Here is a 14,583-nt window from a genome sequence, read left to right on the forward strand (position 1 = left end):
TGGCGGACCCTGACGATGCGCACCGAGCCTCTCGATGAGGCATCGGACTGGGTCGAGAAGCACCGCCGCGAGTGGAACCAGCACTTCGACGCATTGGAATTGCACCTCAAGTCCATGACCAAAAAGGAGGAACAATGAACATGACCACATCTGCACCGGAGTTCACCATCACCCGCACCCTGAATGCCCGCCGCGAGCTCTTATGGCGCGCCTGGACCGAGAAAGAGGAACTCGCCGCCTGGCTACCTTCGACACCCCTGGAGTCAATCTCCTTCGACGTCCGCGAAGGCCGACGCAACCGCTACACAATGGTCAATAAGCAGACCGGCCAGGAGTATCCCACCGGAGGTGTGTTCCTTGACGTCATTCCTTTCGAACGGCTCGTCTTCACCTGGGGTTACCCCGATGCTCCCATCGAGGACTCCCCTGTCGTGACCATAACCCTCACTGCACAGGGCGATCGCACCGAGATGATCTTCCACCTACGCGGATTCGCTGGTCATCCCGGCGATCAGTACGTGTACGACGGCTGGTCTGGTACACTCGACAATCTGTCGACGCACCTTCGTGAACAGAAGTAGTACACGGAGCAAGAGCCTTCACGGCCTCCCGCACGTTATAATTTGCTAACGGAATGAAAGAGCACAGCGGTGGAATAGAACCATCGCTTTTTTCGTTCAACCTTGCCATTGAACAAACGGGTAACTATAGCTCAATAGACATCAGTAGAAGGCTGCCGACAGCATAGAACGGCAGCCTTCTCAGCTAACGGGTAGGATACTTCCAATATGTGTTAATATAGGTTTATAAGAGAGGAACCCTAAAATCGGAATCATCTACCATCAACTAAGGAGCGAGATTCATGAACGTTGTGAAACTAGCGGCGGGTTATCGTCATACCGTCGGGCTTAAGTCGGACGGCACGGTGACGGCTGTTGGTGATAATAAATATGGCCAATGTGATGTAAGCGGTTAGCGTGGCATCCAACTGCCCGGCAATTATGCTGAATTTCCATAATTACGGGCAGGAGGGCGTAACAGCGGCAGTATGGTGCATGGTTCGTTTGATTTGTTCTAAACATCTTTTATCATATCAATGACGATTCTTGGCTCTGCGAACTGAGGGGAATACCAGCTTTTTTTATGGGGACATGATTGCTGTATGTAGACAATGAAAGTAATTCCAACTGTAGTCGGTTTCTACGGATTATGGGCAGCCTGAATCTATTGAAGGCTGTTTTTTTAATACCCATTGACGTGATTTAATGTATTAGTGTACTATTTTATTAATACAATTTATATAGTTCATCTTCAATAAAAAGGAGCTGTTAGAATGAACGAAGTCTCGTTGTTTCGTCTTTATTTGCTGAGGGCGATGTACCTTCTTATCGTCGTGGGGCTCGGTACCATGGTATTGCCTGGATACATCCACCACGAAAAGCCTTGGGAACTGATGGAAGGAGTGGTCGCCTGCATGCTGGCCGCCTTTTGGGCTCTGTCAGTCTTGGGGCTGCGGTATCCGCTGCAGATGCTGCCTTTGCTTCTGTGGGAATTGGTGTGGAAGTCGATCTGGCTCATCGTCGTTGCGCTCCCACTGTGGTCCGACGGTCAAATGGACGGGTCAACCTGGGCGATGGCCTCAGCCTGTTTGATGGTCGTGATTGTTCCTTTCGTCATTCCTTGGCGGTTTGTGTTTGCACACTACGTGAAGAAGCGCGGAGATCGGTGGCGCTGAGGGAATCGGGAAAGCGTAGCACGCGGCCGCAGAACAGTTGAGCGACTCCTATCTAAAGCCGGGTAGCGTTAAAAGTGGAGCTAATTATATTCCGCTAACGGTGAACTATAGCATATTTAAACAGGAGGAGGCTGCCGACGGTAATGGAGCGGCAGCCTTTTCAACTAAGGGCATTGAGGAAGTTAGCTCAAACGGGAGGTATATTCGATGTTCGAAGTGTTCGAATTACAAGATAAAATGGAGTATTTCGATGAAGCCGTAAAAGTATTTTGTAATCAATGGAGAAGTCAAAGTAACTATAAATTTTACCTTGATTGTATGATGAACTCGTGTACCGCAGAGAGTGACCTGCCTCGTTTTTATTTAGCTATCCAAAATAAATCTATTATTGGTAATTATTCATTATTACGTAATAAGATTGGGTCAAAATTGTTGAAACATACAATCCGAGAGACTGGAAATAAAGGGTTAAAGAAACTTTATTTGTATTCTGATTTAGATGGATACTATGAGAAAAATGGTTGGACTCATTTAACCACTGGCTATATGTTTAATGGCGATGCTACAAAGATTTATGAGGTTTCAACTCGCTCAACTCCCTCAGTACGTTTCCGTTAACTCCCTCGGTATGATTTGATTTTCTCACGCAAGCTCGTCTATTCGCAGGATTTCATCCTTTAGATTTCGATGATGAATGAAAGAGAACGAGATAAATTAGGATGTGTCGTTAAATAGGCATGCGGGAACAGAGGTGGAGTTGAATCACCGGCTGTGCATTGCGGGCCATGCATTGGGTAATCTCTGCCGTTCCGGCATTCTTGTTTCTATATCCAACACTCGTAGGCATGTTCTTCGGACTTGGCTTGAATGAGGTGAACAAAGCGGATCCTCACGACTTGATGCTAATCACGATCGTCTATTTCGTCATGATGACCGTCCTGGGTATCTTTCCACTCGCTTATCAAATTAAAGAAAGAAGCAGCTTCTACAATAGGAAACCATACGTTGAAACGTCCCGATTGATGGGTAGCTCGACATTGCATATAATCGTAAGACACATTCTTTCCAGCATGCGACTTGAATTGCTTTATATGGCGATAAGCGAATTCATCATCGTGCTCTTCCTTATGGGACATTTAGCGATTTTCAATATCATTATCGGTGGTTCGGAGACTTTGGTGATGGTAGATCAGATAATGCCAGGGGAAGTACCCTATATTATCTATCTGACAACGACCGGCGAGTGGACCTCGATGCTCGCTTATGGAGCTAAGTACATCCGAAATTTTCCTTTTATTTTAATAGAAACGGGAATTGCTTTCGCTCTCTTAATTCTTTCCCAGCAATTTTTCCTGAATCAATTCAAGAAACTGACTCAATAATGCTTGTCAATGACAGATCGAATTATCGCAGATGGGCTGTAAGGTTCTGACGGGAAGGAAAACATAGAGAATCAAAAAAAGAAGTGCCCACAATGGGAGAGCACTGAAAAACGGTTACAGAATATGTAAAAGCGGTTGGTGAACCATCACCAGCCCATTTTTATTTACTAATACTTTATTAATTCACCGCGGTAATATGTTTTTAGGTTGACGCGACGCATACACATTCCAAATATGAAGCCTCTAAACCCTTACAAGTACTGAAACAAGTAGCGAATCGTTTGTGGTGACATGTCCAACAAGACGCTGAATATTTGTTTTTTTTGCATGACATTTACCCTTCTCATTGTAATGATCAGGAGGTAATCCACTAATTTATTTGTGGTAACAATTCGAATATGACACATAAATCACTGTAATGAATAATTTTTCCAGAAAAACGGTAAATTAGATGTACATTGCGAAAAAGAAAAAGGATGATTTTCCTCATGCAGGCATTCGATCTAGATACATTAATTCACAGTATGGTTCGAGCCGATGACCTTGAAATCAGAAAGCTCAATTTAAGTGACGAAACAGTTCAACTCGTTTATTTCTCAACCATGTGTGATAAAAAATATATACATACCACGATTATTAAGAATTTTTTAGATAGAAGCAGCTTGTCAGAATTCGAATTAGCCTTAAAAATGCTGCCGGGATTTGAGATTATTCAGAGCGAAGATCAAATGAAGGAGAAGCTAATTGGCGGCTATACATTGTTGTTTTTCCCACAGATGACCTGTGCAATTGAAACCAAAAAAGACCCGACGTCTCAGCCTCAAGAAACATCCATTGAAAACATTCTTCAGGGGCCCCAATTTGCTTTCTCCGAGGATCTCGCAACAAATATTCAAATCCTACGCACACGCTACCCTTCGCAAGATTTACATGTTGAACTCATGAAAATTGGCACCCAAAGTCAAACCCAATTAGCGATCATTTATGATAATACTAGAGTGGATGAGGACGTTCTTCTACAGTTGGAGAATAAGCTTATGCAAATCGATGTGGAGGTCATCCAAGCTGCCAATCAGCTCCAAATGCTGCTCTCGAAACGACATCAATTTCTACCAACTTTAATGGTCACAGAAAGGCCCGATAGAACCGTGTTAAATTTAAGTAAAGGAAAGATTGCTTTACTTCTGAATGGAACTCCTTTCTCAGTCAATTTGCCTGCGGTATTTTATGACTTCATGGCATCGATGGATGATGTTTATGAATTACCATGGATCGTTAGACCGCTACAGATTTTGAGATTTATAGGCATGTTTATTACGACTTCACTGCCGGCTCTATATGTAGCAACCGTTTCTTATAATCCTGAATTTTTTCGGTCGCAAATAGCTATTGAAATTGCAGGTAGTCGTGCGGCGGTACCTTACCCATCTTTTTATGAAGTTTTTCTCATGCTTTTCTTAATTGAAGCGCTAACCGAAGCAAGTATACGTCTTCCGAAGTTTATTGGCTCTACAGCAACCACCGTAGGCGGTCTAATCTTAGGACAAGCGGCTCAACAGGCAGGGCTAGTCAGCAGTATTATGATTATTATCGCTTCAGCAGTAGCCATCTCGAATTTTGTGATTCCAATGAATACGTTGAGTTTTTCAATGAGGGTAATTAAATTTCCACTTGTTCTGTTAGCCATATTTTTTGGATTGGTAGGTGTGTTAGCAGGCATATTTTGTTTCCTTATATACGCTACGAGTTTGAGAAGCTTTGGTCGACCATATTTGAAGCTTTTTATAGGAGAGGACAAAAAAACTAGGTGAAATCATTGTCACGGTATTTTTTTTACGCTCTGGTACTAACTATGATGATTAATTCAATTCTGTACGTTCCACGGATTCTCATTAACGAGCGGTATGAGGGTGCAATCATGTCGCTAATTCTTGGAACCTTGATTGGGAGCATTCTCTTGTACATGTTTACCGGGTCTCTTTTAAAGTTTCCAGGGAAGGGTCTGCCGGAAATATATAAGCTTACACTGCCCAAGAGCATCTATATTCCTTTACTGCTCTTCTTTGGGATGCTATCTTTCACCGCGGGCGGGCTTGTATTAATCAATTTCGCTTTCATCATATCCAGATATTTGAATCCAGAAACGCCGTCGTATATATTACTTTTCCTATTTGTAACCGTAGTTTGTTTTGGCGCTATGCAATCATCCAAAACCGTTTTATATAGTGCAGAAATCGTGATTCTTCTCAGTGTGCCTTTACTGACCTTCTTGATATTAAAAGCACTAACCAATAAACATATGAACTTTGATGCAGTAAGAGTCATAATTGATTACACGTGGATGCTTCCAAGTTGGAAAAGTTTATCTGTCTCCACATATGCATTTGTAGGATATCTAAGCTTATCCATATTCAATCGTGCATTCTCGAGCCCAAATTCGATTAAATACCGGTGGCTAATTCCATTATTCGGTTTCGGAATGCTGTTGTCGACATTTATGATTCCCATTGGCACTTTAGGCACGGACGGTGTGAATGACTATATTTTCACTTGGGTTTCTACGGCAGAGGCGATTCAGATGAAATATGCATTTATTGATCACGTTGTTTATATGTTTCTACTCGTCTTTTTAAGTATTACCTTTCTATACACAATGGTGACATGGCATGTCGCTTCTGAAGCCATTAGCAGTTGTTTTTCGCAAAATAAACCCAATACATCGACTGTAAACTCAGTTCTTCCGAATACGATAAGTTGTGGTTTGGTTGGTATGGCTACTATTATAGCTGGAAGTATTTTAGGGGAAGATGATTTATTCCGTGTGTCCTCCTTTTGGATGATGATACGTTTACCAATGGACGTCTTGATTGTCCTGACTGTTTATTTCGTGAGTAAGCGGAGACCAAGCATATGAAAACGATGATGTTTTTGCTGCTATTAGTTCCTTTGTTATCCAGTTGCGGTTTCAAAGATATGGACAAACGTTTTATTGTTAAGGCCGTTGGCATAGATAAGTCAAATGATAAAGATCAACCCCTGCATGTATCTTTGAAACTCGCCATTCCATCTTCGCAAATCAAACCAGGTCAGACGAATACGTTCCAAATCGTGAGTGATGATGCCCAAACCATCACGGAAGCTGTTCGACACCTCAAATCCAAAGTGGATAAAGAACTGGATTTTTCACAATCTAAAGTCATCATTTTCGGAAAGAAGTTGGCTGAAGAGCGTCTGAATCGTGAAACGATCGACTGGTTTTTGCGGAGACGAGAAATCCAAGGGATGACATTCATGGCGCTAGGGGATCCATCGGCGGAGCAAGTGCTTAAAGTAAAACCCAAGTCCGAACGGTTACCTGGGGACAGTTTATTTTTGAGCTTTGATCAAGAAGGGACAGAGTCGTCATTTATTGTGACCGAGTATTTGTTTGATTTCCATAGAAGGTTAAGTGAAAAAGGATTAGATCCCTATTTACCCGTCATACGACCACTCAATGAAATGTACTTAATCGATCAAGTGGCCGTCTTTGATAAAGAGAAAGTGAAAGAAGTATTAAATCCAGAGGAGACTCGTGTTTTCAATGAATTATCCAAAAAAATTAGTAAATTCGATATAGAAACGCGAACAGATACCGTTCAATTTGCTTTGAGTGTTACAAAATTCGGATATACATACACCATAGATGAAGTAAGGGAATCTACACCTGTGCTTACGATGAATATTAAAATAAGAGGACAGGCCGCAGAGTCCAGCCAGTCGTTTAAATATTCGAAATGGAACCTATTCGAGCATGAAGCCGAAAAAGAGGCAGCTAAACGATACGAAAATGTACTAAGGAAATTGCAGTCTATTGGGGTTGATCCTATCGGTTTGGGCTTAAGATACCGTGCAATTCACCATCACCGTGAAAAAGAATGGGAACAATGGACAGCCGTGTATCCTCAACTAGTCTTTCATGTCAATGTAAAAATTAACCTTTTAGGATCTGGGGGAATTAAATAGCACTTAAAAAGACGAACCTGCTAGGAACTTCGTCTTTTTACTTATTCTCTAAGAGTGAGCATCTCGATAATTAGCCGTTGAACTCCCATGAAAATTAAAACTGCAGTCACTGAAAAAGACAATAGTAAAGAAGACGCAGCTCATTCATTTTTTAAAAAGGTTGGAGCGCCCGAAATAAAGAGGTATTGGTTTCTTTAAAGAATTAGGAGACTTCTGAAATAGTCACAGAATAACCTAAACTTTCTAGTCGTCGAACCGCGTACTTTACAATAGATTGTTGCTTCTGCTTGTCAAAGTAATCTTCACCTAAGTCAACATACATTTCCTTACGAGTTAAGAGATAGTAGGCAATTCTTAACATTGCGTGAGCCACATTGATGGCTGCTCGTTTTTTTCCTTTTCGTGCTGCTGTACGTCTATACATGGCGCCGAGATAGTTTTTTGACGCTGCAACAGAATGGGCTGCTTCAACTAAGGCAGATTTCAGATATTTGTTTCCGTTTTTGGCTTTGACAGATTTCCTTTTTCCTGCACTTTCGTTATGTCCAGGTACTAGTCCTGCCCAGGAGCAGAAATGCGCAGCGCTCGGAAACTGCTTTTTAATATTCGTCCCGATTTCCGCTAAGATTTGTTGCGCCATTCGAGTGGCTATACCAGGAATCGAATCTAATCGTTCGACGTCGTCATGGAATGGGGTTACCCTTGTAGCGACTTCTTGATCTAGTATCTCGATCTGTTCACTTAAGAAATCAATGTGAGTTAAAATGGTTTTTATCATTAGGCGTTGGTGAGGGTGTACATAGCCTTGAAGAGCGAGTTCAAGATCATCCTTTTTTCGCTTCATGGTGCGTCTAGCGAGGTTCGCTAGTTTTTCAGGATCATCTTCACCATCCGCAATGGCACGCAGCATATCACGAGAAGAAACGCCCATAATATCGGAAACAACGGAGCCAAGCTTAATATTTGCTCCTTCTAGCACTTTTTGAATTCTATTGTGTTGTCTGGCTCTTTCTTCAATGATACTACGACGATACCGAACGAGTTCACGAAGCTCTCGTTGATTTCGGTCTGGAATGAAACTTGCTTTGAGGAGTCCATGACGAAGAAGTTTTGCAATCCATTCAGAATCTTTAACATCTGTTTTACGTCCAGGTAGTGCTTTCATATGCTGAGCATTGACCACTAAGAATTCAATTCCTTCAGCTTCAAGTAAATTGACAATAGGTTTCCAAAATACCCCTGTGCTTTCCATAGCTACGTGAGTACATTCATGCTGTTTAATCCAATCGATTAGTTGTAATAGAAACACCGTTTTAGTTGAAAACGTTTGAATCTCCTTTCCCTTCGACGTAAGAATACATGCAGTGATGTTGTCCTTATGAATATCCATACCGCATGCTCGTTCAATGACAACTTCCATCTTCAAAACATCCTCTCTATGGCTAAATCAGAGTAGAGGCTGGTGCAACAATCAGAGTAGGATTAATCTCCCATGAGTGCTTCCCGAAAGGGAGCGACAATCTGTGATGCACCGTGATCGTTGGAGTCAGACTAACGGATGGGCTCTATGGCACCATAGTTCATCGACCTTCCTCTCCCAGCCATAGTAGCAGTATTGACAGATTTTTCGCCCCATTTTCATCATCTGTGGTGCGGCGCTTGCGCTGCATGTATGACTAACGGTGAACGATAGTTCAAAGCAGTATATTAAATCAATTCATGAATGTTGCGGAGGGTTCCGAGTGAACATTAAATGGATTAATGAGAGTTACCAGGAAGCAAGTAAAATATTTGACTCTACTCGGGAAGCGTATGAATGGGCTGATTCACTATATCCTGACTTTGCAGGAGGTCATAGAGTTAACGCTGGGTATGCAACTCCAGATGATAAGGTATACGCATATTTAGTCGAGCACCTTCCAAAATGGGCACGCTATAACAATTTAAGAATTAATGTTAATACTTCTCAGGATTTAGTGGATGGGAAATTGATTCATAAGATTTGGATAACACCGTGTAACGAGTAATCAAAAAAATACTTTTGAAGTTTCATATCATAACGGGAAACGATTGGGTAGGAGCTTGCCTCACGGCAGCTCTTTTTTGATTCCATTAAAGTAACCGACAAGTTAGTTACAAATAAAGGAAATAACTTCAATGTAGAGAATAACTTCATAAAAGCACTTTTAGGGGTATTCATTAATCGAACCAACACAGGAGGTTAACTTTGAAAATTATGAAACCATCTATAAAATTTATTATGATTAGGTCATTTCAAATCGATTTAGTCAGAACGTTTTATCAGGGATTAGGACTTGAATTTATTGAAGAACAACATGGAAATGGACCAGTTCATTATTCATATTCTCAAGATCAACTTGTTATTGAAATTTATCCAGGTACTGAAGGAAGCATACTTAGCTGGAAAGAGTCAGGAGCATTGATGTTCGGATTCTTTGTGGAAGATATCAATAAAATAATTGATTCAATTGAATCGCTAAAAGGCAAAGTAATTTCACATCGAAATGAAACAGAAAGAGGATACAGGGCAGTTTTAGAAGATCCTGAAGGCAGGAGAATTTGAAATAATAGAGTATAAGAAGTAGTAGGTTTTCAAGGAAGTCTCGACCATCTAATAACACCATATTCACGCTTCGGGCCATTCGATCATTGCTCTAACGGAAAACGAGTTCAATTCATAACAAGTGAAGGCTACCGAAGTTTATTGTTCGGTAGCCTTCTCAGCTAAGGTGCAGGATAATTGAATAATGCTGGAGGGGATAAAATGAAAAGAGGAATTAGTTTCGAGATTCCAAATGAGTACGGAAGTTTTCTTGGAGATATATTAAAGCCCTTCGATACGACATCATTCAACTGGTATATTGGGGGCGAGGAGTCATATGTCGTGAATGACGGTACTTTAGGGGAGCCACTTTTCCCTGTCTGGAGGCAAACATAAAAGCCCCCAGCAGTACGAGAGCATATTGGCACAAGCTCAGGGAACAAAGCAGACAATATGGATGCTTGTAGCCATTCCTTTAAGTCAATCTTCGAATTTGAACAAGATTCTAAATGTCGAACTCTTCCAAATAAAATACAGGTTCACCTGTCAGTTTACTCGAGTACATAAACCGATCTTTGTATTGAGTTTTAAAAATGGCGTTCTCCCTCATAGAGAACATGATGGTATTGTAATACTTTTGTGGCTTATGAAGCAGAGTACCATTCTTGTTAATAAATGAAGTTTTTCCCTTGATGCCGATCATGGCCACACCATTCATAAAATTAAATGCTTCGTCAAAGCCTGGCTCAATAACTACATTTCCCTCTGCGTCTATGTATCCATATCGATGTTGGAATTTAAGGTGAAGCAGGCCCTCTTTAAACGATCCCGATGTAAATGGCAAATTCTCCAGCAACAAAGTCCCCTTCCTATCCATGACCCCATAGGAATGTCTATTACTAATAATCGCCAGTCCCTCTGAGAAAGCACTGCCGACTTTGTATCCCTCCGGTATAGTTAATGGATTTTGCTTACTATCGATATAAATGGTTGGCTTCGTTGACAAAGTAACCCAGGCATATCCGTCGCGAAAATGACCAGCCTCTCTGTAAGTTGGCTCGATAACCCAAGAACCTAATTCATTCATAAATCCATATTGTTTATCCTTTGTTGCGACGTTCATCATGCCTTCGCTAAATCTCCAATTCGAAGTATACTGGCTCCGGTCGATCGTTCCAAAGATCTCACCCTTCTTGTTAATGATCATGGCCCGTTCCGCCCTCTCTACCACGCAGCGGTCCTCGCTAAATGAAGCTGCCCAATCGAACTCGGGTTCAATCACATATTCTCCAGCAGTATTGATAAATCCAATCTTACCTTTATATGTCACGCGGCCAAGTCCATTTGAGAAATAATCAGCCCGATCGAAAACAGGATGAACCACGATATCGCCATAGTCATTAATATATCCGTACTGTCCATTTTTTCGGAAAGGACTTAATTCGGTTATTTCCTTAAATAATAAGGTGGTATTGGTGTTACTACGGGGAGAAACCTCAATTTGGAAGTCCGAATCCAATACATCTTCCCCGCATGTATCGTAATTAAGCCGAGACATTTCTTTGATATTCAGTATCTTTTTAAAAGCATCGACATCCTGGCTTCCGGTAAGTACTTCTTGCAATAAAATGATGTTCTTCTTAGTCACTTTGAATATTGAAAATACAGCTACATCTACATGGGCTTGAGTTGCTCCCAGGTCATCAGCCCCGTACATTTCATACTCCACTCGGAACTCTGTATGAAGTGACCCCCTCTGATGAATCTTGTATCCCCAGCCATGGTCCTCATAATTCCAAAACTCGAGTAAAGACAGCTTATGGGATATATGTTCGCAAAATGTTCCCGTTGAAACTGTAGCTGGAATGAACAACACCGACCATTTGGCGTTCAAATGATTCACGATACAATGAAATTCTGTAATCTGCTTAACATAATCCGCTATCTGGCTGATTTCTTTTCTGAGAAACAAAATTCCATTTGCAAACTCGCTCATAACATACCTCCGGCGTGAAATCGTTTCGTACCAGTATATCTTATCAGTATTGCAAAATGTTGGCGATACCGCTAATCCATGCAGTTCTTAATGTGCAGAGGTTCGTAGAGGCGACGCATACAGCTAATCAGGTGCGACGAGGGTTAAATAAGTAAGTTTATGTAGTCGTCACACAAAGAACGATAGCCTTGTTACATTAACCGGCAAATCACTATGGTTAGAAGGAGTATATGGGAATTATCGGGTGATATTGGTTGGATAGATGAGGTTGATATTAAGGTAATTACTTGTTGGCAAATCAAAATCTTATTAACGGACAACGGCAGCCGGTATACGATCGGCTGCCGTTGTCCGTTAAAGTAACGGGAGAATAACGTGGAAATATTTGAATCCAAGCTGATTGAACGAATATAGGAAATACCTATAGTGCAATAGAAAATTGATATTTATTATGAATAATACTTCTGTGATACTATACCAATAAATGGTATTTGGAGGGGTCATATGAGAGTTGCTTGTTCTGCGGGGGGACTAATAGTTAAGGATAACAAAATCTTGCTAGTGAAGATTACATATGGCTCAAATAAGGATTACTGGATGATACCAGGAGGGTTTGTTGAAGACGGGGAGACATTCGAAGAAGCAGCAATAAGGGAAGTAAAAGAAGAAACTGGGATTGTAGCACAACCTAAAAGGCTTATTGGTGTTAGAACCGGAACTAAAGAGGTTCATAATGGATTAGAGCAAGGTATATATTTCATCTTTGAAATGGAATCGATATCTGGTGTCGAACTTGCTGATGGTTCTGAGATTTCAGAAGTTCAGTATAGACCAGTTGATGAAGTCCTTAAAGATCCACATGTTGTAAGCTTAACACAGGAAATATTACGTTCGTATATAAGAACATTGCCAAACTCTGGGTTATTCAAAGTTGAGAACTCTATCCAGACGAATAATAAATATATCAATTATGATGTTTACACCTTAACTTAGCATATAGCGAAGGAGCTGCATTGAAGCAGCTCTTTATTTGTTTTCGTTGAGCTAACGGGCAGATTTGCGTGGTGGTAGCTGGTTTCTTTTGATAAACTTTTAATATCAGTCCAGAGCTATAGTAAAAAACGTTATGGGGGAATTATAATTGGAAAAGTACATAATATGTTATTCTGGATGTCTTGAGTTTGAATTTATTGGTGAACGTGATGAATACTACCTTGAGGGGAAATTCACTGACTGGAATAATAATATCAAAGAGAAACTTATGGAGTTAGAGGATGAAAATGATGGTTGGTATCTTGATGGGAATGGATATCGACTTAAAGACCAGGAATTATTTAATTCAAGTCCTTGGATGTTAATCGGTAACGAAGGAAAACAAACAAAGGTAGTATTAAGGAACTTTGATTCGGTAACAGGAGAAGCAAAATACGCATTAAAACCGTGGTTTAGAATAGCTGATGAGTTAAATAGTCCTGTATGAAGCTGAACGCAGAACGATAGTTGATCCAAATCTGAGTTAGGACTATTGTCTTTGAATTACCTCTAAATATTAAATCAACGGAGCTAATAGAATGAAATTAAATACATTTACTACAAAACTGATTGTAGAAAATTCAGATAAATCATTTCATGACTTTATAATTGACGGTAAATCGTTATATGAGCTATTGAAAAAACACGTATATATTCCTTGTATTGGTACAGGAATAAGTACGTATAAGCAAGAAATAGTTGAAGAGTTAACACTCAAAAGACTAAGTAAATTGGGCGGAAATCGCTATCCTCTTCTTACATGTGCAGACTGTGGAGATTTGAATTGCGGATTTATTTCAGCGATCATCGAAGAAGACAATAATTTGATTATTTGGCGTGACTTCAAAAAAGGTGATCAGATGAAACTAAACCATTTAGGCCCTTATTATTTTGAAAAGAGTAATTACAAAAAAACTATATTGAATACATCTATTATTTAAAGATACTCTTTAATTCATAGTTCATTGAGCTAACGTAAGAACAATAGTGCAACATAAGGTGAGTATAGCGAGTGATAACTTGATTGATCAAAGTGAATACATAAAAAGGAAGTAAAGGTGGTATCCCTTGAAGACATATGAGTTGATAATAGAACAAGCAATGCAGCAGATAAGAGAAAGAAATCATAATTACAGTGTTGACCAAGCATTTGGTAAGTGTGATGAGGAGAACATTAATATTTTATCAGATCTTTTTGGTACGTTCAGCTATTGGTCAACTGTTTATTATGACGAGGATGATGAACTACATAATTTAAAGGAATACAGAGTTCCTGAAACAATAATTAACTTTTACAAAAACTTTGAACCGAAAGAACTAGATTATTTAGGAGATGGAGTGAGGCTTGCCAATTTATTTGGCATTAAAGAAGAGAACAGTAGTTTATCGCCAGGAGCATTTTTAATAAGGTATGGTTTACTCGTGTTTGCTACGACTATTGGAGGCAATGCCATTTGTATGGACTTAAATGTAAATAATAATGGTGAACCAAAAATAATATATGCCGATCACACTTGGTTTAGCTTTGATGAATTTGAAAGGAAACTTAAATTTAAATTTAACCACTGTGATATTCCAGACGATATCATTTGGTTTGATAAGAATTTAATTAGGTTTTTACCACAGATATGTAATACATTCGGTGAATTTATTGACAAGTTATCGATGAATCCTGATTGGGATTTAGAAGAGTCTTATAAATTAATAGGTAATAATTTATAGGGGTGACTCAAATATGTGGGCTGGTACTCGAACCTTACGCTAAACATTCCTGTAATGACTAAGATTTGGACTTTGTCAAAAAAGGAGCGCCTCGGTATGATGGGTTTGTGCACGGGTTTGAAACCCAATACCATCAAGGAGGCGCTCTTAC

The 14,583-nt window shown here is 40.2% G+C and carries 18 protein-coding genes and 1 pseudogene; 17 read left to right on the forward strand and 2 right to left on the reverse strand.

Annotated features, from left to right (window positions below; genetic code table 11):
- Positions 1-15: 15 nt before the first annotated feature.
- The 9 genes and pseudogenes from AC58P7_RS03005 (at position 16) to AC58P7_RS03045 (ending at position 7,119) form a co-directional block, all read left to right on the forward strand.
- Positions 16-138: a hypothetical protein gene (locus AC58P7_RS03005; RefSeq protein ID WP_497339913.1), complete on the forward strand. Its 123-nt coding sequence runs from the start codon at positions 16-18 to the stop codon at positions 136-138.
- Positions 139-140: 2 nt separating this feature from the next.
- On the forward strand, positions 141-581 hold the full coding sequence (locus AC58P7_RS03010) for an SRPBCC family protein (RefSeq protein ID WP_497339914.1): 441 nt from the start codon (positions 141-143) through the stop codon (positions 579-581).
- Positions 582-862: 281 nt separating this feature from the next.
- Positions 863-973: pseudogene (locus AC58P7_RS03015) on the forward strand (RCC1-like domain-containing protein); the annotation flags it as partial.
- 360 nt (positions 974-1,333) lie between these two features.
- Positions 1,334-1,735, forward strand: a complete 402-nt coding sequence (locus AC58P7_RS03020) for a hypothetical protein (RefSeq protein ID WP_497339915.1) — start codon at positions 1,334-1,336, stop codon at positions 1,733-1,735.
- Between the two features lie 207 nt (positions 1,736-1,942).
- Positions 1,943-2,353 (forward strand): GNAT family N-acetyltransferase, encoded by a 411-nt coding sequence (locus AC58P7_RS03025; protein WP_497339916.1) that lies wholly within the window; start codon positions 1,943-1,945, stop codon positions 2,351-2,353.
- 167 nt (positions 2,354-2,520) lie between these two features.
- Positions 2,521-3,117, forward strand: coding sequence for a hypothetical protein (locus AC58P7_RS03030; protein WP_497339917.1), 597 nt, complete (start codon positions 2,521-2,523; stop codon positions 3,115-3,117).
- Between the two features lie 488 nt (positions 3,118-3,605).
- Positions 3,606-4,928, forward strand: a complete 1,323-nt coding sequence (locus AC58P7_RS03035; RefSeq protein WP_497339918.1) for a spore germination protein — start codon at positions 3,606-3,608, stop codon at positions 4,926-4,928.
- Positions 4,925-6,031: a GerAB/ArcD/ProY family transporter gene (locus tag AC58P7_RS03040; protein ID WP_497339919.1), complete on the forward strand. Its 1,107-nt coding sequence runs from the start codon at positions 4,925-4,927 to the stop codon at positions 6,029-6,031. The genes AC58P7_RS03035 and AC58P7_RS03040 overlap by 4 nt, the downstream gene beginning before the upstream one ends.
- A complete protein-coding gene (locus AC58P7_RS03045; protein ID WP_497339920.1) occupies positions 6,028-7,119 on the forward strand; it encodes a Ger(x)C family spore germination protein in 1,092 nt (363 codons plus the stop codon). The genes AC58P7_RS03040 and AC58P7_RS03045 overlap by 4 nt, the downstream gene beginning before the upstream one ends.
- Before the next feature lie 202 nt (positions 7,120-7,321).
- On the opposite strand, the gene AC58P7_RS03050 is transcribed toward AC58P7_RS03045, so the two are convergent.
- Complete coding sequence (locus AC58P7_RS03050) at positions 7,322-8,539, reverse strand: IS110 family RNA-guided transposase (protein WP_497339921.1); 1,218 nt, start codon at positions 8,537-8,539, stop codon at positions 7,322-7,324.
- 322 nt (positions 8,540-8,861) lie between these two features.
- Here AC58P7_RS03050 and AC58P7_RS03055 point away from each other — a divergent pair, with 322 nt between their 5' ends.
- From AC58P7_RS03055 to AC58P7_RS03065, 3 genes are all read left to right on the forward strand, one after another.
- Positions 8,862-9,146: a hypothetical protein gene (locus tag AC58P7_RS03055; RefSeq protein WP_497339922.1), complete on the forward strand. Its 285-nt coding sequence runs from the start codon at positions 8,862-8,864 to the stop codon at positions 9,144-9,146.
- Between the two features lie 209 nt (positions 9,147-9,355).
- The gene (locus tag AC58P7_RS03060) at positions 9,356-9,703 is read left to right on the forward strand and encodes a VOC family protein (RefSeq protein WP_497339955.1); all 348 of its coding nucleotides are present in this window, start codon (positions 9,356-9,358) and stop codon (positions 9,701-9,703) included.
- Positions 9,704-9,904: 201 nt separating this feature from the next.
- Positions 9,905-10,078 (forward strand): DUF2691 family protein, encoded by a 174-nt coding sequence (locus AC58P7_RS03065; protein ID WP_497339923.1) that lies wholly within the window; start codon positions 9,905-9,907, stop codon positions 10,076-10,078.
- Between the two features lie 109 nt (positions 10,079-10,187).
- Here AC58P7_RS03065 and AC58P7_RS03070 read toward each other — a convergent pair whose 3' ends face one another.
- Positions 10,188-11,678: a WG repeat-containing protein gene (locus AC58P7_RS03070; protein ID WP_497339924.1), complete on the reverse strand. Its 1,491-nt coding sequence runs from the start codon at positions 11,676-11,678 to the stop codon at positions 10,188-10,190.
- Positions 11,679-11,891: 213 nt separating this feature from the next.
- Here AC58P7_RS03070 and AC58P7_RS03075 point away from each other — a divergent pair, with 213 nt between their 5' ends.
- The 5 genes from AC58P7_RS03075 to AC58P7_RS03095 all read left to right on the forward strand — a co-directional run bounded on the left by AC58P7_RS03075 (position 11,892) and on the right by AC58P7_RS03095 (position 14,432).
- A complete protein-coding gene (locus tag AC58P7_RS03075; protein WP_497339925.1) occupies positions 11,892-12,041 on the forward strand; it encodes a hypothetical protein in 150 nt (49 codons plus the stop codon).
- A gap of 141 nt (positions 12,042-12,182) precedes the next feature.
- Entirely contained in the window at positions 12,183-12,671 is a 489-nt protein-coding gene (locus AC58P7_RS03080) for an NUDIX domain-containing protein (protein ID WP_497339926.1), read from the forward strand.
- Between the two features lie 148 nt (positions 12,672-12,819).
- Positions 12,820-13,158 carry a hypothetical protein gene (locus AC58P7_RS03085; RefSeq protein WP_497339927.1) on the forward strand — a complete coding sequence of 113 codons (339 nt, stop codon included), beginning with the start codon at positions 12,820-12,822 and terminating at the stop codon, positions 13,156-13,158.
- 91 nt (positions 13,159-13,249) lie between these two features.
- Complete coding sequence (locus tag AC58P7_RS03090; RefSeq protein WP_497339928.1) at positions 13,250-13,651, forward strand: oxidoreductase; 402 nt, start codon at positions 13,250-13,252, stop codon at positions 13,649-13,651.
- 127 nt (positions 13,652-13,778) lie between these two features.
- Positions 13,779-14,432, forward strand: coding sequence for an SMI1/KNR4 family protein (locus tag AC58P7_RS03095; protein WP_497339929.1), 654 nt, complete (start codon positions 13,779-13,781; stop codon positions 14,430-14,432).
- Positions 14,433-14,583: the final 151 nt, after the last annotated feature.

It is taken from the genome of Paenibacillus sp. J22FR5 (assembly GCF_059691975.1).

Excerpts from the sequence above, each read along its gene's own strand:
- AC58P7_RS03005 (WP_497339913.1), top strand. The coding sequence starts at position 16 with ATGCGCACCGAGCCTCTCGATGAGGCATCGGACTGGGTCGAGAAGCAC.
- AC58P7_RS03010 (WP_497339914.1), top strand. The coding sequence starts at position 141 with ATGACCACATCTGCACCGGAGTTCACCATCACCCGCACCCTGAATGCC.
- AC58P7_RS03020 (WP_497339915.1), top strand. The coding sequence starts at position 1,334 with ATGAACGAAGTCTCGTTGTTTCGTCTTTATTTGCTGAGGGCGATGTAC.
- AC58P7_RS03025 (WP_497339916.1), top strand. The coding sequence starts at position 1,943 with ATGTTCGAAGTGTTCGAATTACAAGATAAAATGGAGTATTTCGATGAA.
- AC58P7_RS03030 (WP_497339917.1), top strand. The coding sequence starts at position 2,521 with ATGCATTGGGTAATCTCTGCCGTTCCGGCATTCTTGTTTCTATATCCA.
- AC58P7_RS03035 (WP_497339918.1), top strand. The coding sequence starts at position 3,606 with ATGCAGGCATTCGATCTAGATACATTAATTCACAGTATGGTTCGAGCC.
- AC58P7_RS03045 (WP_497339920.1), top strand. The coding sequence starts at position 6,028 with ATGAAAACGATGATGTTTTTGCTGCTATTAGTTCCTTTGTTATCCAGT.
- AC58P7_RS03050 (WP_497339921.1), bottom strand. The coding sequence starts at position 8,539 with ATGGAAGTTGTCATTGAACGAGCATGCGGTATGGATATTCATAAGGAC.
- AC58P7_RS03060 (WP_497339955.1), top strand. The coding sequence starts at position 9,356 with ATGAAACCATCTATAAAATTTATTATGATTAGGTCATTTCAAATCGAT.
- AC58P7_RS03065 (WP_497339923.1), top strand. The coding sequence starts at position 9,905 with ATGAAAAGAGGAATTAGTTTCGAGATTCCAAATGAGTACGGAAGTTTT.
- AC58P7_RS03070 (WP_497339924.1), bottom strand. The coding sequence starts at position 11,678 with ATGAGCGAGTTTGCAAATGGAATTTTGTTTCTCAGAAAAGAAATCAGC.
- AC58P7_RS03075 (WP_497339925.1), top strand. The coding sequence starts at position 11,892 with ATGGTTAGAAGGAGTATATGGGAATTATCGGGTGATATTGGTTGGATA.
- AC58P7_RS03080 (WP_497339926.1), top strand. The coding sequence starts at position 12,183 with ATGAGAGTTGCTTGTTCTGCGGGGGGACTAATAGTTAAGGATAACAAA.
- AC58P7_RS03090 (WP_497339928.1), top strand. The coding sequence starts at position 13,250 with ATGAAATTAAATACATTTACTACAAAACTGATTGTAGAAAATTCAGAT.